This window comes from Acinetobacter sp. GWC1_38_13 (assembly GCF_001767535.1).
GTDB classification, from domain to species: Bacteria; Pseudomonadota; Gammaproteobacteria; order Pseudomonadales; family Moraxellaceae; genus Acinetobacter; species Acinetobacter junii.
The window spans coordinates 962-25,229 of sequence record NZ_MELG01000083.1 but is presented as its reverse complement, the minus strand read 5'-3'; the positions used below and the strand labels follow the sequence as shown (position 1 = coordinate 25,229).

The following is a 24,268-nucleotide window of genomic DNA, read 5'->3' as shown; positions in this document are numbered from 1 at the left end:
GTGATCACATGTTTGAAGATTCACTTTCCATAGCCAAAGCTCAGATTAGACATCGGCGCTTTCATCCCAAAGCACACGATTTTCAGTCTAGTTTGAGCTATTTATGCTTTGATCCAGATCGTATCGATCAAAACCTAGATCGTTCATGGCTTTGTTCAACTTCGCGTTGGAATATCTTAAATCTTTATGAAAATGATTTTCTAAAAGGCTATACAGGTTCGATCAGAGAACGAATTAAGAAAATCCTTTTGCAGCAAGTGGACACGATTTTATCGACTCAATCAGAAATTCGTGTGCTCGCATTGCCAAGAACTTTAGGATTTAGTTTTAATTCAGTCATCTTTTATTTTGTACTTAATCCTCAAAAACAACCTGTTTTCATATTGAGTGAAATCACCAATACCCCTTGGAATGAACGTAAAGTTTATGTGCATGACTGCCGTCAAAAATTAAAAGAGCACAGTCATTTCAAAAGTTATGAGTTCGAATTTGAAAAGAGTTTTCATGTGTCTCCATTTATGCCGATGGATATTCACTATAAATGGTGCTTTAACTTTTCAGATGAACAAAATGTGATTCATATGCAGCTTTATCAATCAGATAAATTTATCTTTGATGCAACGATGCGTTTCACTTTAACCAGCATCACAGTTCCTTCACAACTGAATCGTTATGCTATTCATCATATCTTTGAACCTTTCAAGATGTTAGCTTCGATCTATGTTCAAGCTTTTCATCTATGGCGAAAGAAAGTTCCATTTTATCGGCACCCTAAAAAAGATAAGGATTTAAAACAACATGATGAAAACGCTTATTTTCGGTGAACACGATTCACTGCCTTTGGTTCTTCGGAGCTTGCTCAAACTTCGTCATGGTCAAATTCATTTTCGTGGAGAATGGAATGGTACCGTGGGAGAGCTTTCAGATTTAGAAGCTACGATAGATATTCATAATAAAGAATTGATCGATCTCATTTTTAAAAACGGTGTACTTGGTGCGGCTGAAGGTTATATTCGCGGCTATTGGAGCAGTGAACACCTCGTTGAAGTCATTCAAATTTTGGCGAGAAACCGTCATGTGCTTGATAAGATTAATCAGAATGTGATTTCTCAAGCCAGCCAACTTGTATTAAAAGCTTGGTACAAAACACGTAAAAATTCATTGTCAGGAAGTCGAAAAAATATTGCAGAGCATTACGACCTGAGCAATGACTTTTTCAAACTCTTTCTTGATTCTTCAATGATGTATTCCAGTGCAGTATATAAGCACAAAGATATGACTCTAGAAGAAGCTTCTGATTATAAAAAAGAGCTGATTTGTCAGAAATTACAACTCAAACCGATGGATCACTTGGTTGAGATCGGTAGTGGTTGGGGCGGATTTGCGATCTACGCTGCTCAGCATTATGGCTGTAAAGTGACTACGATCACTATTTCTCAAGCACAATACGATGAAGCAACCAAACGTATTGCCGATGCGGGTCTCAGTCATCGTGTCAATGTTCAGCTCAAAGATTACCGATTGTTAGAAGGCAAATTCGACAAGTTAGTTTCGATCGAAATGATTGAAGCGGTGGGTGAGCAATATTTATCGACTTACTTTAATAAATGCCGATCCTTATTAAAACCGAACGGGTTGGGATTGATTCAAGCTATTACGATTGAAGATGCGCGCTATAAAAAAGCCTTGAATACCGTGGATTACATTAAACGCTATATTTTCCCAGGGAGCTTTATCCCTTGTATCAGCGTTTTAACTCAAGCGGCATCTGAACAACAGTTACGCTTAAAGCATCTTGAAGATATTGGTTTGAGCTATGCTGAGACGATTCATCAATGGCGTGAGCGTTTCTTAAATGCTAAAGAACAAGTTTTGGCTTTAGGATTTGATGAAAACTTTATTCGGATGTGGGATTTCTATCTTTGCTATTGCGAAGGTGGCTTTAAAGAAGGGGTGATCAGCGATGTACACCTGTTATTTGAAGCAAGTCCTTATTAATTTCTCATTATTTTAAGCATCAAGGAGGCAGTTATGATATGGCAATTGTTTTTACTTGATGCTGTTGTGATGACGCTTTGTTGGTTGTGGGCAACAGTTAACCATCGTGCTGGTATCGTAGATGTCGCATGGAGTTTCTGTATTGTTCTCAATATTGCCATTACAGCATTGTTTGTTGAGATCGCTCCGTTAAATGTCAGATTGTTTCTCGGCGTATTCAGTTCAATATGGTTCTTGCGTCTAACTTTGCATCTATTCCGTCGTTATTTAGCTGAGCATGAAGAAGACCGTCGATATGCCAACATGCGTAGAGCAATGGGCAAATATCAACATTTTGGTTTCTTTCTATTTTTCATGTTTCAGGCTGGATTAGCCATTTTATTTAGCATTCCGATGTGGAGCTTGCTCAATGTGCCAAGCATGTCTTGGAGCATGGATATCAATGATTATCTGATTATTGCAGGTCTAATGATGTTTGTTGCATTCGTCGGTGAGACGGTTGCAGATCAACAATTATATCGTTTCAAGCAAAATCCTAAAAATCATGGCAAAACAATGGATCAAGGTCTATGGAAGTATTCAAGGCATCCAAACTACTTCTTTGAATGGCTGCATTGGTTTGCTTATCCCATCATAGGATTAGCGGCAGGATTATTAAGCTTGTGGATCTATCCAATTTTGATGTGGTTATTCTTGTATTACATCACGGGTATTCCATTCAGTGAGCAACAAGCATTAAAAAATCGAGGTCAAAATTATCTCGATTATCAAAAACGAACTTCAATGTTTATTCCGTGGAAACCCAAACAGTAGGTACTGCACATGGACTTTATTATTCAAAAATCTTTAAAACTCGTTGAAAGCGGTTTAGTTCCAGATCAGGCAATTCGTGCAGCAATCCGTGCATTGAGTAAAAAGCGTTTGATTCAAGAAGGGCGCTATGATCCTGAGCAAGGTGCACAGCGTTATATGGACGTGCTCAATATGTTGAAGCACAGTGAGATTGCGATTGAAACAGACAAAGCCAATGAGCAACATTATGAGTTGCCGACTGCTTTCTTTCAGGCTGTCTTAGGCAAACGTTTGAAATATAGTGCCTGTTTCTTTCCACATGACCACACCACATTAGATGAAGCCGAAGAATTTGCACTGCAAATATATAGCGATCGTGCACAGTTGCAGGATGGTCAAGAGATTTTAGAATTGGGCTGTGGTTGGGGATCATTTACCCTATGGATGGCTGAGCGTTATCCAAATGCGAAGATCACAGGTGTTTCAAATTCTGCAACTCAACGTCAGCATATTTTAGCTGAAGCTGAAAAACGTAATTTGAATAATATTCAAATCATCACTTGCGATGTCAATGTGCTTGAATTAAAGACCAATACATTCGATCGTGTAGTTTCGGTTGAAATGTTTGAACACGTTAGAAACTATCAGAAACTCTTTGAGAAAATTCAGTCTTGGCTTAAAGAAGATGGTAAGTTGTGGTGTCATATTTTCTGTCATCGCTTTTTACATTATCCTTTTGAAATCAAAAGTGAATATGACTGGATGTCACGTTACTTTTTTACGGGTGGTCTGATGCCATCTACCTCTACATTCTTACATTTTCAAGATCATTTAGAGCTTGCGCAGCATTGGCAGTGGTCAGGCACACATTATGAAAAAACATCTAATGCTTGGCTAGAAAATATGGATCGCCATGCTGATGAGTTAAGACCTTTGTTTGAGCAAGTCTATGCACAAGATGCAGATGCATGGTGGCAACGTTGGCGTATATTCTTTATGGCTTGTGCAGAGTTATTTGGATTTGAACAAGGGCAAGAGTGGGTGATTGGTCACTTCCTGTTCAATAAGAAAGTCGTATAATTAATTATTGTTTATTGCAGATCAGCTTATGTTAAAACCGAAAAATCATGGCGTGAATACACATCCATTGAGCAAGATGTTTAATCGTCATTATTGGTTGCAAATAGGTCTGATCGCACTTTCAATCATTATTGGTATTGCGTGTAGTGCATGGGTAATTAAGGGTTCTTTACTTAAAACTGCACTCGAGCAAGAGATGGAACATTATTGGCTTCGAGTCGATCGTAATCCAAATGCAGATTTACCAGACACAAAGAATTTGTACGGCTATCGTTGGAACACAGCAATGCCGCCCGCTGCTTTTAAAGGACAACGTTTAGAACAAGGTGTACACCGCATCTTTGTGGATGGAAAAGAACGTATGACTGTTTACGGAGAGCGAAATGGTCAGCACGTTTTATTGGTTTTTGGCGAAAGTAACGTTAATAAAATTGTATGGATGTTCGGACTTGCACCGTTAATGTTTAGCCTTATTGTGCTTTACAGTATTTTATGGTGGTCCAACCGTCGTGCTAAACGTTATTTCTCACCGATAACTCGATTAGCCAATGCTTTAGAACATATTGATTGGGCGCATCAAAATAAAGAAGCATCACCGTTTCAAGGCATTAGTACCAATGGCAATTTAGAAGCGGAATATCTAAAACAAGCGCTGGAAAAATATCATCAAGTTTTAACTGAATTTATTTATCGAGAAAGAGAGTTTACGGGTGATGTGAGCCATGAATTGCGTACTCCACTAACGATTTTGAAAGGCAATGTGCAACTTTGTCAGGCGAAATATGGTGAAGATAAATCACTAAATCGAATTTCGAATACCATCGAAGATATGCAGTTGTTGGTTGATACGCTATTGGCTATTGCTCGAAACACTACGAACACGCTAACCGCTGAACAAATGACTCTATCAACGATCATTCGTGATTTGGTAAGTGACTTAGATCCAGTGAGTCAAAGCAAAGGAATGGAGATTCTAGTCCAATACGATCCTCAAGAATTTCCTCGTATGATTTATCCATCTATGACTAAAATGGTTCTGAGCAATATCCTGCGTAATGCTCTGAATTATTCCCAAGGCTCAAACATTCATATTATTCAACGTAAAAATAGTATTGTGATTGCGGATAATGGGATTGGAATCACGATGCCGAATGATTCCAAAGTTCAAGAATTAAATACGACTCAACTGCAACTTAAAGCAAAAGGGCATGGTATCGGATTACAGTTGGTGCAAAAACTCTGTAATCAATTAGGCTGGCGTGTTGAGCTATTTGATCGACAATATTATTTGAGCACACGCAAATATCTCAAACTGGAAAACACAACGGGTTTAATCGTTGTGGTGTATATGAATTGAGTTTAATAATCTTCAAAAGCGACTTTTAAGCCAACACCTGAGACGGTATGAATTAACTTTTGGTCAAATGGTTTGTCGACCATTTTGCGTAAGTTATAGATATGGCTGCGTAAAGCATCACTTTCAGGTTCTTCATCTCCCCATAGTTCGATGATAATTTCTTGTTTAGTGATCACTTTAGGTGAATTGCGCATCAAAATTTTGAGTAATTTAAACTGAATTCTTGGCAGCTCAATATGTTGACCTGCACGGGTAACTGTTTGGGTAGAACTATCTAAAATAAGATCATGGATTTGAATTTTACTAGAAGAAACCTCTCCAAGAGATCGTTTAATCAACGCACGAATACGCATCACTAATTCATTAAAATCAAAAGGTTTAACTAAATAGTCATCTGTTCCAGCAGTAAAACCTTTTAATTTGTCATCTAAGGTATCTCTCGCGGTTAACATCAAGATAGGAATATCTTTACCTTGATCATTTCTAAGCCATTCACATAAGTCGTAGCCTGAACCATCTGGAAGGTTGATATCTAAAAGTAGCAAATGGTAGGGTTGGTTCTTTAGAAAATTTCGTGCCGCATCAAGGTTGCGTGCATGATCGATCACAAAGCCATGCTCTTCTAGGAACTCACACACTGTTGCTGCAAGTTCATAGTGATCTTCAACCATCAGAATAAATTGATTGCTCATAATAATAGTCAAGTTATTGATTTAGTAATTGTTGCTTTAATTTAGCATTAAATGGCTGGCTTCCAAACCAAATTTTAAAATACTGATTGGCTTCAGTATCCGTGATTTTCCCAAGTGGTTTTTGATTTAAAGACAGCGAAAGTGTTTGATTGGAATGACTATATTTTAATGAGTACAGATCGCCTTTACGGACAGGCTTATATAAAGATGTAATTTTATTCAATGCAGAATTATCCGTAAAATTGCTGACATTTTTCTTGAGGAAATGAGTGGCTGCTCTTTTAAAAGCCCATTCTGGAATATCGCGAGTGTACATGAAGTCGAGCTGTATATCTTGACTATCCCATTTTTGATCACAGTCACTAGCATAATAACTGACTGTACCAACATTCTTTTTAGTCACGATAATCGGCGCGTTTTTACAAAATTGAGTGCTTGCATGACTAAGATTTGTTGCGAGAGAGAGAAATAGTACACTTGAGAGCACTATGATTTTTCTGTGGTAAAACATAACAAATCCTCAGTTTTCAAATGTAGATCTAGCCTTATATAGACCGAGCTTAATAGGTATAGAAATTAAGTTTTCGTTCAACTTGCTGTATCTCATACCGTGCGAAAGCAAGATTTGTGTCGGTACGATCTAAAACAGCATAAAGGAAAAGCGTATGATTGGTTTCCAATGGCGTCACGATATGATATTGATCGCGCATCGTGACCAAGACACCTTCTAAGTAATCATTTGAATCAAGCTCAGCCATCAGTTGTCGTTGATAGCTGAGTAAATTTGCCCCTTCAGCAGCAGCTAAATCAATATTGAAAAATTCATCACCAAAGTATTCGAGAATCGAACCATCATAGGCATCGATCAGCGCTAGAACAATTAAAGCCTTAATCCGTTTTAATTGTTTTGATAATAAATTGATTTCCATAATTTATTTTCTGCTTAAAGGGGGCTGAATTTTAAACTATTTTTTGAACGGTAAGATCATAGAATAACCACTTCCGACATATGGTAATGAGCGATATAAACCATTTGCTGGGTCCCAATAGTCTTGTTGGAAAATGATTTGATTTGAACCATTTATTTTCATCTGAGTGACACCATATGAAGCCATAGATTTGGTTCGACCAAACATTTTAAAGTCATATGCCATATACCAATGAATATAAGCAGAGTCACGTTGATGTGTGGCGCTCACAAGTTTAACCGTGACATTACTCACACGTTTATTCATGCCTTCAAAGTGTTTGATTAGGTCTTGTTTATTTGAAAATTGAGAAAGTGTGTCATTGATAAATAAACGATCTGCATATAATTCACTGGCATTGTTAACAAAATCTGGTGTACCTAAAGTATTAAAGGCATTCACAAAACGGTTACCAATCATTTGTGCCTTTTCTTGATCGAGAGCCACACCCGTAATATTTTTATCAGCTTGACGATAATCAGATGTATAACTTGGCACGCTTTTACATCCGACGAGCGAAATCAAGGTAAGTGTTGATATTGCTAGAGTTTTTAAGAGTGTCATATTTATCATCCAATTACATACATATTTTGATTCTAGAAGTGAAGGTGTGAATATGACGTGAACTTGAAAAACCATGCTTTTATAGCGATGAAACATAAAGAAACTTTTTTAATTATTGAACAGTAATTTAAGATTTTTTTACTGTTAATTTTACTTAATTCAAAAAATAATTAGTCCTCAAAATTCGGTCTTGGCATGTTCATTGCCTGAATATAAATTGTCTGGTCAGACCAGTCTGACAATGAAATAATTTGGAGCAACAATGAATTTAGAACGATTTAATCTTTTAAATGATGAGCAAGCATTTGAAGCATTAAAACCATGCGTTCATATTCCATCATGGATTGAAAGTATTGTTCTGCAACGACCTTTTGGTTCAGCTGAAGAATTATATCAAGCGGCTGCTTTACAAGCTCGAATATGGCAATGGTCAGAAATATTAGAAGCACTGGCACAACATCCACGAATTGGTGAAAAAAAAGCTGCCATGACATTAACGGAAAGAGAGCAGCAGTTTTCACAAAAAGAACAGGCTCAGCTTGGTGTAGATCAAGATATTCAACAAGCACTCTTTCAGGGCAATTTAGCTTATGAGCACAAATTTGGTCATATTTTTTTGATTCGAGCGGCAGGGCGTTCAGGTACAGAAATGTTAACAGAACTCAATCGACGTTTAGAAAATTCAGCTGAACAAGAGCAGCAAGAAGTTAAACAACAACTCAGTGAAATTGCATTAATTCGCTTAAAGCAGGAGATTCAATAATGGCAGGTATAAGTACACATATTCTAAATGCTGCATTGGGTAAACCTGCTGTAGGGGTTTCTGTTGAATTATTAAAGGAAACGTCGCAAGGCTATATTTCGATGGGTACGCAATTAACCGATGTAAATGGTCGTATTAAAGCTTTTAATCTTGATTCATTCACAATAGGCAATTATCAGCTCATCTTCAACATTGCCGATTACTTTCAATCTCTAGAGATTGAAAGCTTTTATCCAAAAGTTTGTATCGATTTTACAGTATCGGATATTCATCAGCACTATCACGTGCCTTTATTAATTAGTCCATTTTCCTATTCAACCTATCGCGGTAGCTAGGTACACCATGCATTAACAAAGAATTTTTATAGAGGAAAATTACATGCACAACGATAAAATGCACAGTGAAGCTCGTGCAAGGGTATCTGCAGAACATCAATATTTAGGAATGAATAAAAACATCATTTATGGACTGCAACATGTGCTGACCATGTATGGTGGAATTATTGCACCACCTATCATTATTGGCGCTGCCGCAGGTTTAGAAGCCTCGGAAATAGGTTTGTTGGTTGCTGCTGCGCTTTTTGTTGGAGGCATAGCAACAATGTTACAAACATTGGGCTTTAAGCATTTCGGTGCAAAACTGCCGATTGTTCAAGGAGTCTCTTTTGCTGGTGTTGCAACAATTTTGGCAATTGTCACCACAGGTGGAGGATTAGCTTCAGCATTTGGCGCAGTCATCGTTGCGTCATTGATTGGTTTATTACTAGCACCATTCTTTTCAAAAATTATTCGTTTTTTCCCACCTGTGGTGACTGGCTGTGTGATTACGATGATTGGTATTTCTTTATTGCCCGTTGCGATTCGTTGGATGATGGGGGGAATCCAAAAGCTGAAAACTGGGGAGATCCAGCAAATATTGGTTTAGCTGCGATGACTTTAGCGATTGTCATTATTTTCAGTATGTTAAAAAGTCAGTTAATGCGTCGTCTGGCAATTTTAATGGCGATTGTATTAGGAACAATTATCGCTTCATTGGCTGGTTTTGCAGATTTTTCCAAAGTTGCTAACGGTTCAATGTTCGCTTTTCCTCATATCTTTCATTTTGGAATGCCAGTATTTGAATTTACTGCCATTCTTTCTATGGTGATCGTAACTTTAGTTATTATGACTGAGACTACGGCGGACATTATCGCAATTGGTGAAATTGTTGGAAGCAAAGTTGATTCTAAACGGATTGGAGATGGTCTACGCGCTGATATGTTGTCCAGTGCAGTTGCCCCAATTTTTGGTTCGTTTATGCAAACCGCATTTGCACAAAATGTAGGCTTGGTTGCAATTACAGGAATCAAAAGTCGTTTTGTTGTATCTACTGCTGGAGGGATTTTGGTAGTACTTGGCTTATTACCAATTGTTGGGCGGTTAGTCGCTGCTATTCCAATGCCAGTATTAGGTGGGGCAGGTATTGTATTGTTTAGCACAGTGGCCGCAAGTGGTATCCGCACATTGGCAAAAGTTGATTATAACGATCATAAAAATCTGATTATTGTCGCAACCTCATTGGCAATTGGAATGATTCCGATTGCAAACCATGAGTTCTATGCACAGTTTCCAAAATGGGTTAGTACACTATTACATTCTGGAATTAGCTCAGCATGTATCACTGCCATTTTGCTCAATATTTTATTTAATCATTTACCTTTCGCCAAAAAATCGGTGGAAACAACAACATTACCTATTAATTCTGGCCACTCATAGCTGTATAGAAGTGGCTTGATTTTCCAAATCAATCACACGTTTTAAACATCAACCATTAAAAAATTACTTATTCATTTTTGAATAGGTCTAGGGGAGCTTTTGATTTGAGAAAAGATAAAACAGTATTCTAAATAATTTAGAAGTGATTTGTTGTTGGGCTCTTAAAAATTTAGAAAAACACAATTAGAGTGCTTTCGATTGTCTAAAAAGAGAGTAAATGTATGTTAAGTTAATTTTATTTCTAAATAATTTCTAAAATTAGGTTAGACTTTATCTGAATTTATAAACAACTATCTTGATTGAAAAAATAATGATGAAAAAAAGCCTATTAATTTTAACGTTAGCCATGTCTTCAGAAATTTACGCTGCTCAGATTTGTGCTAAATCAGCTAATTCTTTTGAAGCTACAGAATGTTTAGATAAAGAAGTAAAAAGGTTGAGGACTGAGCTAAATACAATCTATAAAAAAGTTTATAAACAGACTGAAGCTAGAAAAGAGCTAGATACAGCTCAGAAGTCTTGGTCTAATTATAAAGATCAGCAGTGTGGTGATTTTGTTAGTGTTGATAGTGGCTATAGTCCCTCAACGATGATTTTTAATCTTGATTGTCAGGTCACGCTGTTGAAACAGCGTATAGACTTTTTGAAGTCACTTTAATTTTATAATTCTGAAAATTAAAATTAGACAAAAAAAGCCCCCATTGAAGGGGGGAGTTAAAACTTTATGTTATTAATCTAAAGGATTTCCCACAATATTGCTAATAATTCCTTGCATGATGTGCGAACCTTGTTCTGTATAGAGTGATTGATACCATTCTTCAGTCACTTTTTGATCTTTCATATGCGTTACATCACAACGCTTACGAGCACGTAATACCATTTCTTTGGTTCGGTCATTACGTTTGTTCTGGTATCGTTCTAGTGCATCACTTAGCCCAAAAGTATTTATTTGCAAAGCACGTGCCAAGTAAATAGCATCTTCCATTGCTTGGCAACCACCTTGCCCAATGTCTGGGGTTGTACTGTGTGCTGCATCGCCAAGTAAAATGACACGACCTTTATAAAAACTCATAAAAGGTTCAATATCATGGATTTCAACGCGATTGGTTTTTTGCTCATCTAAACGATCAATCAGTTGATGCACAGGTGAACACCAATCTTTGAAATTTTTTTTCAGCTCAGTTCTATATTGATCACGTTGATTGGGTAGACCTGCTTCTATAGGCACATCAAAAAAGAAATAGAAACGATTTTGTGCTATAGGCATAAGTGAGACACGTTTTCCTTCACCGACATAGGTTGTCCATTGTTGTGCTGGTGCAATTTTTTCATCAATTTCAACGAGTCCATTCCAATTGACATAACCAGCATAACGTCGTTCAACTTGATTGCTGAGTACAAACTTACGCGTGATAGAGTGAGTGCCATCTGCACCAATCAATAGATCTGCTTTTATCTGGGAACCATCGGAAAAATGAATATTGACATATTCAGACTGATCTTCAATCTCGGTCATTCTCATGCCTAGTTTAATATTTTCTAAGCCAAATGTTTCCATGAGAAGTTGTTGTAAATCTGCACGCGCAACAGGGTAGGCACGTTGTCCAACTTCTTTATACAAAGGAGTTAAATCAAACTGAGTCATGGTTTGATTATTCAGGCCATCGATGTAGGCTAATGATTCCATTTGTCCGCCTAAAGTTTGAATTTGCTCAGTCAAACCAAGATAATTTAGGCATTTTACGCCGTTCGACCAGAGTGATATCGCTGCTCCTACAGGTAATATTTCAGCTGCTTGCTCATAAATCGTGACTTGATGCCCAAATTTTTTTAAAGCGATACCAGCAGTCAAACCGCCCATACCTGCACCTACAATCGCAATATTCATCTTTTAGACCCTAATTTTAGAACTATAAATTTCTAATAAGTCTTAAGCGAGAATTGTGCCAATTTTAACCTGTGGTTTAACAGGTCATACCAGTAAATTTGCATTATTAAAATGCAAGAATAGGTTGGGTGTTTTAATGTAGTTCAAAGTTTGGATTAAAGCAGTGCGTTGGTATTTTGGTGGGTAAAATTTTTATCTAGAACATGCTTCTCTGAGAAAGTTATTTATATATCATCAATCTATAAAATAAAAAAAGTATGTGTATCGATATCTGATCCTAGATAAATGAATCAAAATGACAATTAAGTTTTTGAGCTTTATGATTGCTCATGACGAGAAAAATAAACTCCAGCACGTTGTGCAGCGCCAATAATGTGTGCCTGCATCGTTTTTTCAGCCGCTATAGCATCTTGTTTAAATAGCGCCTGTAAAATCGCATCATGTTCTTGAATGGTTTTGAATGCTAGATTAGGTTGAACGAAGGGAAGAATCTGACTTTTCTTAATCCATTCATTATGCATTTTAAGTGTTTGAATGATTGACTGATTATGACTTAATTCAATGATATGTTGGTGAAATGCATAATCACAATCAGATGCAGCTTGCCAATTTTGTTCCAAAATTGCACTTGAGAGCGCTTCATAGTGTTGTTTTAAAATCACTTTATCTTGTTTAGTTAGATATTCACATGCCAGCAAGGCGCAAAATCCTTCAAGCACATAGCGTAGTTGATAGAAATCTTTTAAAGAAATGCGATGTTCACCTTCCCATTGTTCGGCTGCTTTACTATGCTTTGAAATGACATAAACACCTTTACCAGCCTTGATTTCTAATAGACCTAAAGCAGCAAGGCGAGTTAAAGCTTCACGTAGAGAAGCGCGACTGATTCCTAACTGGGCAGCAAGATCACGTTGGGAAGGTAATGTAGAGTCAATTGCATAAGTACCTTCTTGAATACGTTGATGAATGATTTCCACAGCTTGCTCAGTCACCTGACATGATTTTCCATTAAGCATTTCTTGTGGACTCATAAACATCGTTTCCGAAAAATAAAAATGAACAATTTGATTCTACACAAAATTCATAAATTTAAATTGCTTCAAAGCTAAAATTAGATAATTATTTGCAACAGGTCAGACCAGTTGGACTGGATTTTGCATAGAATGAACCATATGAAAATGTTTTTAGGATTGATCAATGACGGTGCATATTGCCAAAGTAGTAACTTTGCCAGATAACTTACAGGGTTTAACCAATTTAGCTGGTGCGCCCATCGGCGCGAGCATTGTATCTTGTTCAGATGAGTTTTTTGCAAGTGCGGAACGAATGCTACAACCAGAACCTGCAAAATTTATTGAAGGTAAGTTTGATGATCATGGCAAATGGATGGATGGCTGGGAAACATGCCGTAAGCGCGAAGCTGGTTATGATTGGTGTATTGTTCGCTTAGGTGTAACTGGAAAAGTTTCAGGCTTTGATCTCGATACTTCTTTTTTCACAGGGAATTATCCTGCTTCTGCCTCAATAGAAGGGTGTTATGCACCTGATGATCAACTGGAAAATATTACTTGGATCCCATTGTTAGAAAACTCGGTTTTGTCTCCTGATCATCATCATTTTTTTAGCTGCGAAGCACATAAAATCACTCATATTCGACTTAACATTTTCCCTGATGGCGGTGTTGCTCGTTTACGTGTTTACGGAAATGTCCTACTGGAAAATATAGATTCAACCCAACAAATTGATCTGATTGGTTTGAAAAATGGTGGGCGTATTGTTGCATTTAGTGATGCACATTACGGGCATCCGAATAACCTACTCAGCCCAGATCGTGGCATTAATATGGGCGATGGTTGGGAAACCAAGCGCCGCCGTGAGCCTGGTTTTGATTGGTGTGTTATTGCGTTAGGACAAACTGGGCATGTAGAAAAAATAGAAGTTGATACAGCACATTTTAAAGGTAATTTTCCTGCATTTTGTTCGATCCAAGCCGCTTATGTTGAGGATGCAACAGATGCACAGTTGATTCCTCAAAGTATGTTTTGGTCTTACTTATTAGAACAGCAGCCTTTATCAATGGACGCGATTCACACATATATTGCTGAAATCTTGCAGCATCAAAAAGTGAACTACATCCGTCTAAATATGATTCCAGATGGTGGGATTAGTCGCATTCGTTTATGGAGAAAAATTATTAAATAGTATTAGATATGAAATTTAGGTATTTATTTACTATCGTGGAGGCGGCATGGATGCCGCCTGTTGGACTGCATTACATGGACGTAATGTCAGTCTAACAAATGGTTTTGCCTACTTTTCCCGAAAGAAAAGTAGGGCGAACCGCAGGTTTATCCTGAGATTTGATGATAACTCAGAATGACTCTGCTAATCATTTTTTAATAATTAGATCACTTTTAAATTAAATTCAAGGTATTAAAGTGAAAATCAATCTATGAAGAAAAGCATCCAGATTCAGCCATTAACTCAAGCCAACTTCGCAGCCTTTGGTGATGTTATTGAAAAAGAAAACCATGATTTTTTTCCGATTAATCAAGGTTTAACAGAGCGCTATCATTCATTACCTATCGCGCAAGTGTCTGGCGACAATGTTGCTGTGGGTATCAGTGTTTTCCATAATTTATCAGCAACAGAGATTCCATTTAAAATCGATATGCTGGAGCGTCATCCTTATGGTTCACAGTCTTTTATCCCATTACAACAACAGAAATTTATCATCATCGTGGCATTAGCATTTGATGAAACACGACCTGATGAACAACAGATTTATGCCTTTTTATCCAATGGTCGGCAAGGTGTGAATTATCACCAAGGGGTTTGGCATCATCCACTTATTACTTTAGAAGCTAAAAGTGATTTTTTAGTGGTGGATCGTATCGGTGAGGGCAAAAATTGTGATGTACACCATTTGACTCAGTCATATTGGATTGTTGAGCAACAACCGCAGTCAGAGATAGTGAGTCTCTGACCGCAAATTTACTCAGTATTTCCCTTCAAAATTGGCACTAATCCGCTGTTTTAAATATTCCTTAGCCGTAATCGCAGGATATTTCTTTTTAGGACTTTCAATCACAACATCTTCATTGGCTTGGCAAAAGAATGCCAAACTATATCGTGCACCCTGATATTCATGAGCTTCAGGATTTTTGACACGATGGAAATTCGATGGTAATTGATCATCGCTCCAGCGCATCAACATATCGCCAATATTACAGGTGATCACATCGTCTCTTGGTTCAATGCTAGTCCATTGTTGTTGCGCCATATCTTTACCAGGACAGACTTGCAAGCCACCTTGACCTTTGCGCTGGAACAATAAAGTTAAGCAATCAAAATCAGTGTGTGCACCTGCACGCCATAAACCAAGTTGATCTTTAATGGCTGGGTCGATTGCATAGTAGTGCAACATCCGAAGCGTGCTTTGATAGGTTTCTTGGTCGGGGTCATGTGCAAGGGCAAAGAAATTATCTGCAAAGTCAAGTTTGTAGGCGAAGCAAGATAATATTTTCATACCGACTTGCCAGCAAGATTTTTCAAACTCAAGCATGGTTGCTTTAAATGTCGGTAATTCCTGTTCACTGGGATATAAGCCAGCCATACGTGGACGAGTGATTTGATAAGATTCTTTTTGATCAGGCGTACTGGTGGATGGTCGAATTTGCGCTTTACTTTCCCAGCCCGCATTACGGTTCAATGGGTATTGTGCTTTGATGTGTTCAGGAAGATTGAAAAAGTTTTCAGTCATTTCAAAGGCATTTTTGATTTGATCTAAATCAATGCCATGATTTGAAACTTGAAAAAAACCAATATCGGTTGCTGCTGACCAGAGCTGATCTGCTATGTCATACTTACGTTGTTCAAAGTCAGATAAATCAATCACGCGAACTTCACGTTCAAATGTTTCTTGACCTAAAGCGCCCATGCGAGATTCTTTCTGGAGTTCTTCGAGGCTGTAGTTATTTTCCTCAGCTAAGTTGGTCATGTTTGCATTCATATTTCACCTCAATTTTTGGATAGACCATGACCCAATCAAATTGAATGAAAGGCGACTGGGTCATTATTTCAAAAAAGAGCAATACCTTCTAAATCAATAGAAAGTGAGCTTATTTCTGAGCAATGACCCACATATATTTTTAGATATATGCTGAACGCTTCTACTCTAACAAATCTATATAGGCATTTTCTATACCAATGTTTAAAAATAAGCTACGAACTGGATTAGTGTCTGTAAAATGCTAGATTTAATGCTGATTAGATGAAAATAAATCAATAGGTTTGGTGGTTAATTTAATATTTGATTATTTTTTGCGCATGGTGTGGTCTTAAAATGGTGCATTTTATTTTTTTATCCAAAATAATTCAGAATAAAGCGCAAATGTTAGTGAAGAATGAATAGCTGACATCAATATGAAATCTAGTTTTTAATCTATCTATATGAAAAATCTCTATTAAATAAATACTGGCATGGTGTTTGCTAAATCATGAGTGAGTATAAGCGGTTAGTGTGTATTACACATGGGACATTGCTCTACAGCGTTAGCTGTTCCTCTTTTGGGGACAAAGTCATGATTTGGCTTTGAGAGAATCTGTGTGCTTTTATACATTTGGTTTTGATTCCCCTAAAAGAATAGCGAAATGAGTTCATACATATTTAGGGGTCTTACTTATGAAAATTCAGCATTATGTAGGCAAAGGACGATTAACTGTCATTGCAAGCACACTATTATTCAGTTCATTTACTCAAGCTGCCGATAAATTGGTTCTACAAACGACATGGTATGCGCAAGCTGAACAAGGTGGTTACTATCAAGCTTTAGCACAAGGGATTTATAAAAAATATGGTCTAGATGTCGATATTAAAATCGGCGGGGCGCAAGTCAACAATATGACGTTATTACTCTCAAAACGTGCAGACATTATTATTAATTACGATTTACAAGTTCTAAAAGGAATTGAAAGCAATTTCCCAATCAAAGCCATTGCTGCACCATTTCAATTTGATCCACAAGGCATACTTACACATAGCGATGTAAAGTCTTTGGCTGATCTAAAAGGAAAAACGATTCTTGTCTCGACGAGCGGTCAAGCAAGTTGGTGGCCTTGGTTGAAAGGCAAATATCATTTAAATGCAGCTCAAGCACGTCCATATACATTTAACATGCAGCCATTCCTTGCAGGGAAAAATGTTGCGCAACAAGCTTATGCGACTTCAGAAGTGTTACAAGCAAAAAAAGCTGAACCTTCAAGTAATTTCTTCTTATTTGCCGATGCTGGTTATCCTGCTTATGGTGGTATTTTGGTTACACGCAATGATGTGATTCAAGCAAAGCCAGATGTACTTCGCCGTTTTGTTCAAGCCTCGATGGAGGGTTGGAAAAATTATTTAGCAGATCCGAAATTAGGAAATGCAGTGATTAAAAAAGAAAATCCAAATATGAATGATGAGCTACTGGCTTTTGCAGTAGATCAAATGCGTAAACGTAACTTAATTGATGGAGGGGATGCGAAAAAAATGGGTGTTGGTGTGATGACCGATGCCCGTTGGAAAGCAACGCGTGACTTTATGGTGGGTGCAGGTTTACTCAATGCCAAAACCAATTGGAAATCGGCTTATACAACACAGTTCGTTAATACTGCGAAGAAATAAGCTGTTTTGAATCGGTTAAGAAAATAGGGCATTTGCACGAAGGGGAAACCATATGAATTCAGCTTTATCTGTTGATATTCCAGTCAAAGAATCATCAAATTTCTTAACGCCTATGATTATGGTCAGAGGCGCAGAAAAAACTTATCCAAATGGTACACATGCATTACAACGTTTAGACCTCAATATTTTGCGTGGTGAAATCGTCTCTTTGCTTGGACCATCGGGGTGTGGCAAAAGTACATTATTAAAAATGTTTGCCGACCTTGAGCAGCCTTCTGCTGGGCATGTGCGTTGGAACGGCAAGGCTGATATTCAGTCGCAATGCAAAATGGCAATGGTATTTCATGAAGCCACCTTAATGCCGTGGTCAAATATTGAAGATAATGTACGTTTACCTTTGGATTTAAGGCATGTTGCCAAGTCAGAAAGTACGCCAAAAGTCCACGAAGCTTTAAAAGCCGTTGGTTTGGATAAATTTGCCAAAGCCTATCCAAGAGAGTTGCCAGGCGGTATGCAAATGCGTGCTTCACTTGCAAGAGCATTGGTTACAGAACCTGATTTATTACTGATGGATGAACCCTTTGGCGCATTAGATGAGTTTACGCGGCATAAATTAGATAGTGACATTCGCAAACTTTGGTCAGAGCGTGATCTAACGGTTGTGTTCCTTACCCATAGTATTTATGAAGCGGTTTATTTGTCTTCACGTGTGATTGTGATGGGTGCACGCCCAGGGCGTGTGGTTGCAGATCTACCTGTGGATGGACCGTATCAACGCGATGAATCCTTTAGAACCTCTGAAGGCTTTATCAAACAATGCTCTCATCTTTCTGAATTATTAGCAGAAGCAAGTGGAGGCCATGATCATGATTAAACCTTTATTGCAAAATCCTGCGATCCAGCGTATTGCGGCACCACTGAGTTTAGGTTTGTTGCTACTTCTAGTTTGGCAACTGAGTTTTCAACAGATGAATATTCCTGTTTATATCGTGCCGAAGCCGAGTGATATTGCAATGAGCATGATCAATCAATCGGGTTTGCTATTTGGTAGTTTATGGGTCACTTTGAAAATTACTATGTTGGCGTTTGCGTGTGCAGTCATCATTGGAACTTTGGTTGCTTTTGTATTTGTACAAAGTCGTGTGCTTGAGGCATGTTTTATGCCGTATGCAATTTTATTTCAGGTCACACCGATTGTTGCAATTGCACCGCTAGTAATTATTTGGATTCAAAATACAACTCTAGCACTGGTTGTGTGCGCCATGTTAGTGGCAATTTTTCCAATTTTAACCAATACAACTCTCGGTTTACGCAGCGTAAATAAAGGCTTGCTCAATTTATTTCAGATTAATAGAGCAAGCCGTTGGCAAATTTTAATGCGCTTACGTGTACCAAATGTATTGCCTTATTTCTTTGGTGGTTTACGAATTTCCTGTGGTTTGGCTTTGATCGGTGCAGTGGTATCTGAGTTTGTTGCAGGAGCAGGTGGTACTAGTGCTGGCTTGGCTTATCAAATCTTATAAGCGGGTTTCCAGTTAGATTTACCATTAATGTTTGCGGCTTTATTTTTAATTACTTGTACAGGTCTGGGTTTATTTGTCGCCATGTCTTTGTTGAGTCGTATTTTCTTAAATAAATGGCATGAGAGTGAACAAGTATGATGAACCACAGTTATTTGATTAAAAATGCCCATGCGATTTTGACAGGGTTATCAGCGAATGCCGCGCGGTCTTCTGCCACTGATATTCGTATTCAAGATGGCAAAATTAAGGAAATAGGTCAGCTTACGCAACAACCACATGAACAGGTGGTGAGTGCAAAAAATTGCGTTATTTATCCAGCGTGGGTCAATACACACCATCATTTGTTTCAATCTTTACTGAAAGGTGAGCCGCAAGGCTTAAATCAAAGCTTAACAGCTTGGCTTGCCAGCACCCCATATCGTTTTCGTGGTGCATTTGATGAAGAAACATTTAGAGTTGCGGTTCGTATTGGCTTAATTGAACTATTACGTTCAGGTTGTGCAACAGTCGCCGATCATCATTATTTATATTGGCCAAAAATGCCGTTTGATGGCGCTGCGATATTATTTGATGAAGCAGAAAAGCTAGGCATGCGTTTTGTGTTGTGTCGAGGTGGTGCAACGCTCACGCGTGGTTTAGAAAGTGAATTACCACAGGCATTGCGCCCTGAAAAGTTCGATGACTATATGGCGGATATTGAGCGCTTAGTGCATTTATATCATCAACCAGATAGTCATGCTTTTCGCAAAATCGTGATGGCGCCGACATCGACTTTGCACTCAACGACAGCGCAACAGTTTCGGGAAAGTACCAAGATCGCGCGTCAACTAGGTATCCGAATGCATAGTCATTTATCTGAAACGGTAGATTATTTGGATGCGGCAAAAGCCAAATTTAACATGACACCTGTGCAATATTGTGCCGAAAATGATTGGGTGGGACATGATGTTTGGTTTGCGCATCTCGTGAAGCTATTACCTGAAGAAATTCAAATCTTGGGGCAAACCCATACAGGTATTGCACATTGCCCACAAAGTAATGCGCGTTTGGGTAGCGGTATTGCTGATTTAGTGACTTTAGAAAAAGCTGGCATGACCATTTCGATTGGTGTGGATGGTGCGGCGTCAAATGAGGCTGCCGATATGTTGTCAGAAACACATGCCGCATGGTTATTGCAACGTGCTCGAAAAGGGATGTTGGCTGTCCCACAGTACGAGGGCGGGCAATTTGAAGGCGGGGCTGATGCTGCGACTATTGAAGATATTATACGTTGGGGCACAGTTGGAGGCGCTAAAATTTTAGGCTTAGATCAAGTGGGTACGATTGAAGTAGGTCAACAAGCTGATTTAGTGCTGTATCGTTTAGATGATCCTCGTTATTTTGGCTTACATGATATGGCAATTGCCCCTGTCGCGAGTGGTGGTCGGGCACATATCCAAGCAATGTTTATCGCAGGGAAAATGGTGGTAGAAAATGACCAAATTCCTGATGTTGATATGATGGAGCTGGCTTCGCAAGCTAAGGATGCGGTAAAACTCTTGCAACAGAGGAGTGTGGAAATGGCGAAAATAGCCTAAGCAGTTACGTAATATTATTAGGCTATGATTTACTTTAGTAGGGCTTAAGCTTTTTGAATTTATATTGATGATTACTATCGTGTAGGGCGGCAAGGATACCGCCAGTCTAACGATAGGTTTACCACTGATAAGGATGATATTTATACCAGTGCTCCGCAATCTGTTGACGAGTACAAATCCATACACGATCATGATTTTGCACATAATCCAAAAAGCGCTGTAGTGCTTTAAAACGAGCAGGGCGACCTAAAATTCGACAATGCATCCCGATTGATAGCATTTTCGGTGAAGTCGCTCCTTCAACATACAACACATCAAAAGCATCTTTTAAATACTCAAAAAAATCTTCACTACGATTAAAACCAGTCGGAGAGGCGAACTTCATATCATTCGTATCAAGCGTATATGGAATAATGAGATGTGGACGAGTTTCACCATTCTCTTTCGATAGTGTTGTCCAAAAAGGTAGATCATCCCCATAATAATCACTGTCATATTGCACATGATCATAGTCAGCTAACAGTTGACGGGTATTGGGGCTATCACGTCCTGTATACCAACCTGTTGGATATTCCCCAAATAAATTTTTTAAAATTTGCATGGCTTCAGTCATATGTGCTTTCTCAGTTTCAATATCTATATTTTGATAATGAATCCAACGTAAACCATGCGAAACAACGTCATAGTGATTTTGTTTGATTGCTTCAACCACTAACGGATTTCGTTGTAATGCCATCGCAACAGCAAAAATCGTCATAGGTAAATGACGTTTAGCAAACTCCTGTTGAATTCGCCAAAACCCGACACGTGAACCATATTCGTAAATAGAATCCATGGACAAATGTCGTGCTGGATAACTTTCAGCGCCACTGATTTCAGAGAGGAACTGCTCCGAACCATCATCACCATGCAAAATGTGCTTTTCTCCACCTTCTTCATAATTCAATACAAACTGAACGGCAATTTTGGCTTGATTTGGCCACTGAGCATGTGGAGGATGATTGGCATAACCTAACATATCTCGAGGATAATCATGGGTGACATGGCTAGTTTGATCTATGGGTGTCATGGGTTTGCCTAAGAAGATGGAAATGTGAAACTTCTCATTAAATTACTTGATGAAATGTTTGGGTGTCAAATAATAAAGCAATATAAATCAAATGTTTGTGTGTTTTATTTTGGTGCGTTAATCGAGTTTGTTTACTGGATAATCTCAATCATGCGCAATTTTAGTGCTTCCATGTGTTCAATGATTTGATTCATCATAATTTGTGATATTCGTGAGAGTTGCCGTTTTGGTGCAACACACAAGGCAAGGGTAATCGGATGTAGTCCATTTTCGTGAATAGTTCTGAACTCAAATTCACCATTTTCAATAAAAGCATAGGCATCTAGATAACTCATGATCCCAATGCCTAGACTGTTTCTAAGAAATGACAGCATCATACGAATATCGTTGCATTCAATTTGATGGGGTTGATTAAAATCATCCTTCTTATATAAGGCCATGACATGATCATGAATAATCAACGGTGCAGCAGCGATGATATGGTTGAACTCCAATGTATCCGAGAAATAGATTTTTTCTTTATTTGCTAAGGGATGTTGTTTCGGAATGACGAAACCAAGTGGCATTTCAATAAAAGAGCTGACTTGCAATTGATGCTGATGTTTTGGATTGAGGATTAAACCAAAATCGAGCTCTGCGTTAATGACGAGATCAACAACAGAGTCGCTATCTAAGACGCGAATATTGAAATTAATCCAAGGATAATCTTGATGAATGGTTTGAATCACATCCGTGATAAAACTTTCACTGAGTGCGGAAATTACACCAAAATCAATTGAACCACGCTGTAAGCCTTGGATTTCATTCAAGCGCTTTTGTGTCATTTGAAAGTCTTTTTGCCAATTTCGCAAATCTGCATATAACAATTCACCAGCCAAGGTCAGTTTTAAGCCATTCGGCAGACGTTCAAATAGAGCTACACCAAGTTCTTCTTCAGCCAAAACGATCTGACGATGAACCGCTGAAACAGAAATAAAAAGCTGATCCGCTGCTTTTCTTAAACTACCTGTTTTGGCGACTGCAATAAAATATTCAGCGAAGCGAGAAAAGGGTAATGCCATTACATGTACGTTTTATAAAAATAAGTATTTATACAAAAGCAATTTTAGTGCCGTTCCTGTTCTAATTTTTAGAATGAATGATCAAATTCATTCTAATAGACGGAAAAAACATTCTGTTTCACACTGCATTTAAGCCATACAGATTCTCGATCTATAGCAGAAAAATGAGAGCAAAGCATGAATGCAATTCCATTAATCAATCTTCCCAATAAGCCTTGTCACAGTCAGTTTGATGATCAGGATTGGCACATATTGGCTCAACATTGGTATCCCGTAGCACGAGTTGAAGATGTAACGACTAATCCACAGCAAGTCACGTTGCTTGATCTGAATATGGCGATTTATAAAACTGAGTCAGGCAACATTCATTTAGTTCGTGATATTTGTCCACATCGTGGTGTACCACTAAGTAAAGGTTGGGTTGAAGGCGAAACCATTATTTGCCCTTATCATGGTTTGCATTTCAATGAGCAAGGTAAATGCACAAAAATTCCTGCGCAGCCTGATTTAACCAAAATTTCTGATCGTTTTTTATTAACCAAATTTCCAGTAGTTATAAAATATGGTTTGGTATGGACGAGTATTTTAGGCAGAGATGAAAGCTTGGCAAATTTCCCGGTACTATATACATGGGATACAGAAGAACACCAAGCAATTCTACCTCCATATGTGGATATTGCTGGTTCGAGTGGTCGTCAATTAGAGGGCTTTATTGATGTGGCACATTTTGCTTGGGTGCATCATGAAGCCTTTGCTGACCGTGAAAATCCAGTTGTTCCGAAATATTTAACTGAACGCACCGATTATGGGTTACATACTGAATATGTCAGTAACGTCAGTAATTATCCGCATGGGATGCAACATTTAGCGCCTGATGATTTTCTTTGGGAGCGGATTTTTGATGTCTATCCACCTTTTTCAGCAGTATTGACGATTCATTTTCCGAATGATGGTGTGTTAAAGATTTTAAATGCTTGTTGCCCAATCTCGCATAACAAAACTCGATTGTTTGTACCACTGACACGTAACTTTGATACTACTGGGGATTTGCAAGCTGTTTATGACTTTAATGCACAAATTTTTGCAGAAGATCAAGAAATGGTAGAGTCTCAAAAACCTGAAGAATTGCCTGTAGATATTACAATGGAAGCACATTTTGAAGCGGATCGTTCCTCGACCATGTATCGTCGTATATTGGCAGATTGGGGTTTGAGTAAGCGCTATACAGTTTAGGCTTATACAAGTTTAGAATTTTCAAAAATCAAGCAAATGAAATTCAACATTAATTTAATTTTAGACGTTTAATTGTATAAGCTTGTATATACAAATTGGCGATAATCTATATACAATAGCTCTAAGTATTGTGTATGAGTTTTAGTCAATGTCAAGAACATCCAAGCAAACTGATTTGGATTTATCACTCGGGGAAGACAGTCCTGTACCTTTGTACTTGCGAGTGAAACAAATGATTTCACAGAAAATCTACGAAGGCACATGGACAGTCAATAAAAAGATTC

General features: G+C 38.1%; 23 protein-coding genes and 3 pseudogenes. 17 read left to right on the top strand and 9 right to left on the bottom strand.

Annotation, left to right across the window (positions count from 1 at the left end):
- Positions 1 to 8: 8 nt before the first annotated feature.
- The 5 genes from A2003_RS08685 to A2003_RS08665 are packed head-to-tail and all read left to right on the top strand — an operon-like array spanning position 9 to position 5,227.
- Positions 9 to 824, top strand: a complete 816-nt coding sequence (locus A2003_RS08685; protein WP_130576383.1) for a DUF1365 domain-containing protein — start codon at positions 9 to 11, stop codon at positions 822 to 824.
- Complete coding sequence (locus A2003_RS08680) at positions 799 to 1,998, top strand: SAM-dependent methyltransferase (protein WP_004914971.1); 1,200 nt, start codon at positions 799 to 801, stop codon at positions 1,996 to 1,998. Before A2003_RS08685 ends, A2003_RS08680 begins: the two co-directional genes overlap by 26 nt.
- A 33-nt stretch (positions 1,999 to 2,031) precedes the next feature.
- On the top strand, positions 2,032 to 2,811 hold the full coding sequence (locus tag A2003_RS08675) for a DUF1295 domain-containing protein (RefSeq protein ID WP_286687170.1): 780 nt from the start codon (positions 2,032 to 2,034) through the stop codon (positions 2,809 to 2,811).
- A gap of 9 nt (positions 2,812 to 2,820) precedes the next feature.
- Complete coding sequence (locus A2003_RS08670; RefSeq protein ID WP_004953470.1) at positions 2,821 to 3,870, top strand: SAM-dependent methyltransferase; 1,050 nt, start codon at positions 2,821 to 2,823, stop codon at positions 3,868 to 3,870.
- A gap of 28 nt (positions 3,871 to 3,898) precedes the next feature.
- Positions 3,899 to 5,227: a sensor histidine kinase gene (locus tag A2003_RS08665; protein WP_039047254.1), complete on the top strand. Its 1,329-nt coding sequence runs from the start codon at positions 3,899 to 3,901 to the stop codon at positions 5,225 to 5,227.
- Between the two features lie 2 nt (positions 5,228 to 5,229).
- On the opposite strand, the gene A2003_RS08660 is transcribed toward A2003_RS08665, so the two are convergent.
- From A2003_RS08660 to A2003_RS08645, 4 genes are read right to left on the bottom strand one after another with little or no spacing between them, the layout of a single operon-like run.
- Positions 5,230 to 5,919 carry a response regulator transcription factor gene (locus tag A2003_RS08660; RefSeq protein ID WP_004959303.1) on the bottom strand — a complete coding sequence of 230 codons (690 nt, stop codon included), beginning with the start codon at positions 5,917 to 5,919 and terminating at the stop codon, positions 5,230 to 5,232.
- Between the two features lie 13 nt (positions 5,920 to 5,932).
- Entirely contained in the window at positions 5,933 to 6,430 is a 498-nt protein-coding gene (locus tag A2003_RS08655) for a chalcone isomerase family protein (RefSeq protein WP_151730624.1), read from the bottom strand.
- A 49-nt stretch (positions 6,431 to 6,479) separates the two neighbouring features.
- Positions 6,480 to 6,848: a roadblock/LC7 domain-containing protein gene (locus tag A2003_RS08650; protein ID WP_286687169.1), complete on the bottom strand. Its 369-nt coding sequence runs from the start codon at positions 6,846 to 6,848 to the stop codon at positions 6,480 to 6,482.
- 36 nt (positions 6,849 to 6,884) lie between these two features.
- The gene (locus A2003_RS08645; protein ID WP_151730623.1) at positions 6,885 to 7,451 is read right to left on the bottom strand and encodes a nuclear transport factor 2 family protein; all 567 of its coding nucleotides are present in this window, start codon (positions 7,449 to 7,451) and stop codon (positions 6,885 to 6,887) included.
- Between the two features lie 262 nt (positions 7,452 to 7,713).
- Between A2003_RS08645 and uraD the strand changes: the two genes are divergently transcribed.
- The 4 genes and pseudogenes from uraD to A2003_RS08625 all read left to right on the top strand — a co-directional run bounded on the left by uraD (position 7,714) and on the right by A2003_RS08625 (position 10,626).
- Positions 7,714 to 8,214, top strand: a complete 501-nt coding sequence (uraD, locus tag A2003_RS08640) for a 2-oxo-4-hydroxy-4-carboxy-5-ureidoimidazoline decarboxylase (RefSeq protein ID WP_286687168.1) — start codon at positions 7,714 to 7,716, stop codon at positions 8,212 to 8,214.
- Entirely contained in the window at positions 8,214 to 8,549 is a 336-nt protein-coding gene (gene uraH, locus A2003_RS08635) for a hydroxyisourate hydrolase (RefSeq protein ID WP_151730622.1), read from the top strand. The genes uraD and uraH overlap by 1 nt, the downstream gene beginning before the upstream one ends.
- A gap of 43 nt (positions 8,550 to 8,592) precedes the next feature.
- Positions 8,593 to 9,968, top strand: a pseudogene (locus A2003_RS08630) (nucleobase:cation symporter-2 family protein).
- Between the two features lie 310 nt (positions 9,969 to 10,278).
- Entirely contained in the window at positions 10,279 to 10,626 is a 348-nt protein-coding gene (locus A2003_RS08625) for a lysozyme inhibitor LprI family protein (RefSeq protein WP_151769240.1), read from the top strand.
- A 72-nt stretch (positions 10,627 to 10,698) separates the two neighbouring features.
- On the opposite strand, the gene hpxO is transcribed toward A2003_RS08625, so the two are convergent.
- A complete protein-coding gene (gene hpxO / locus A2003_RS08620) occupies positions 10,699 to 11,856 on the bottom strand; it encodes an FAD-dependent urate hydroxylase HpxO (RefSeq protein ID WP_286687167.1) in 1,158 nt (385 codons plus the stop codon).
- 317 nt (positions 11,857 to 12,173) lie between these two features.
- Positions 12,174 to 12,887 carry a FadR/GntR family transcriptional regulator gene (locus tag A2003_RS08615; RefSeq protein ID WP_286687166.1) on the bottom strand — a complete coding sequence of 238 codons (714 nt, stop codon included), beginning with the start codon at positions 12,885 to 12,887 and terminating at the stop codon, positions 12,174 to 12,176.
- Between the two features lie 166 nt (positions 12,888 to 13,053).
- Here A2003_RS08615 and alc point away from each other — a divergent pair, with 166 nt between their 5' ends.
- Together alc and A2003_RS08605 are read left to right on the top strand one after the other, a co-directional pair.
- Positions 13,054 to 14,058, top strand: a complete 1,005-nt coding sequence (gene alc / locus A2003_RS08610) for an allantoicase (protein WP_286687165.1) — start codon at positions 13,054 to 13,056, stop codon at positions 14,056 to 14,058.
- Between the two features lie 250 nt (positions 14,059 to 14,308).
- Positions 14,309 to 14,842, top strand: coding sequence for an ureidoglycolate lyase (locus A2003_RS08605; protein WP_286687164.1), 534 nt, complete (start codon positions 14,309 to 14,311; stop codon positions 14,840 to 14,842).
- 12 nt (positions 14,843 to 14,854) lie between these two features.
- Here the strand turns inward: A2003_RS08605 and A2003_RS08600 are convergent, their stop codons facing one another.
- Positions 14,855 to 15,868 (bottom strand): isopenicillin N synthase family dioxygenase, encoded by a 1,014-nt coding sequence (locus tag A2003_RS08600; RefSeq protein ID WP_125272788.1) that lies wholly within the window; start codon positions 15,866 to 15,868, stop codon positions 14,855 to 14,857.
- Between the two features lie 672 nt (positions 15,869 to 16,540).
- On the opposite strand from A2003_RS08600, the gene A2003_RS08595 reads away from it, so the two are divergent.
- The 4 genes and pseudogenes from A2003_RS08595 to A2003_RS08580 all read left to right on the top strand — a co-directional run bounded on the left by A2003_RS08595 (position 16,541) and on the right by A2003_RS08580 (position 20,621).
- Entirely contained in the window at positions 16,541 to 17,521 is a 981-nt protein-coding gene (locus A2003_RS08595; protein ID WP_042892876.1) for an ABC transporter substrate-binding protein, read from the top strand.
- Positions 17,522 to 17,573: 52 nt separating this feature from the next.
- On the top strand, positions 17,574 to 18,395 hold the full coding sequence (locus A2003_RS08590; protein ID WP_286687163.1) for an ABC transporter ATP-binding protein: 822 nt from the start codon (positions 17,574 to 17,576) through the stop codon (positions 18,393 to 18,395).
- Positions 18,388 to 19,182, top strand: a pseudogene (locus tag A2003_RS08585) (ABC transporter permease). The gene A2003_RS08590 and the pseudogene A2003_RS08585 overlap by 8 nt, the downstream one beginning before the upstream one ends.
- Entirely contained in the window at positions 19,179 to 20,621 is a 1,443-nt protein-coding gene (locus A2003_RS08580; RefSeq protein WP_286687162.1) for an amidohydrolase family protein, read from the top strand. The pseudogene A2003_RS08585 and the gene A2003_RS08580 overlap by 4 nt, the downstream one beginning before the upstream one ends.
- A 118-nt stretch (positions 20,622 to 20,739) precedes the next feature.
- On the opposite strand, the gene puuE is transcribed toward A2003_RS08580, so the two are convergent.
- Positions 20,740 to 21,690: an allantoinase PuuE gene (gene puuE / locus A2003_RS08575; protein WP_286687161.1), complete on the bottom strand. Its 951-nt coding sequence runs from the start codon at positions 21,688 to 21,690 to the stop codon at positions 20,740 to 20,742.
- Between the two features lie 131 nt (positions 21,691 to 21,821).
- Complete coding sequence (locus A2003_RS08570; RefSeq protein ID WP_286687160.1) at positions 21,822 to 22,751, bottom strand: LysR family transcriptional regulator; 930 nt, start codon at positions 22,749 to 22,751, stop codon at positions 21,822 to 21,824.
- 177 nt (positions 22,752 to 22,928) lie between these two features.
- On the opposite strand from A2003_RS08570, the gene A2003_RS08565 reads away from it, so the two are divergent.
- Both A2003_RS08565 and A2003_RS08560 read left to right on the top strand, forming a co-directional pair.
- Positions 22,929 to 23,984: a Rieske 2Fe-2S domain-containing protein gene (locus tag A2003_RS08565; RefSeq protein ID WP_286687159.1), complete on the top strand. Its 1,056-nt coding sequence runs from the start codon at positions 22,929 to 22,931 to the stop codon at positions 23,982 to 23,984.
- A 148-nt stretch (positions 23,985 to 24,132) separates the two neighbouring features.
- A pseudogene (locus A2003_RS08560) lies at positions 24,133 to 24,268 on the top strand (histidine utilization repressor); the annotation flags it as partial.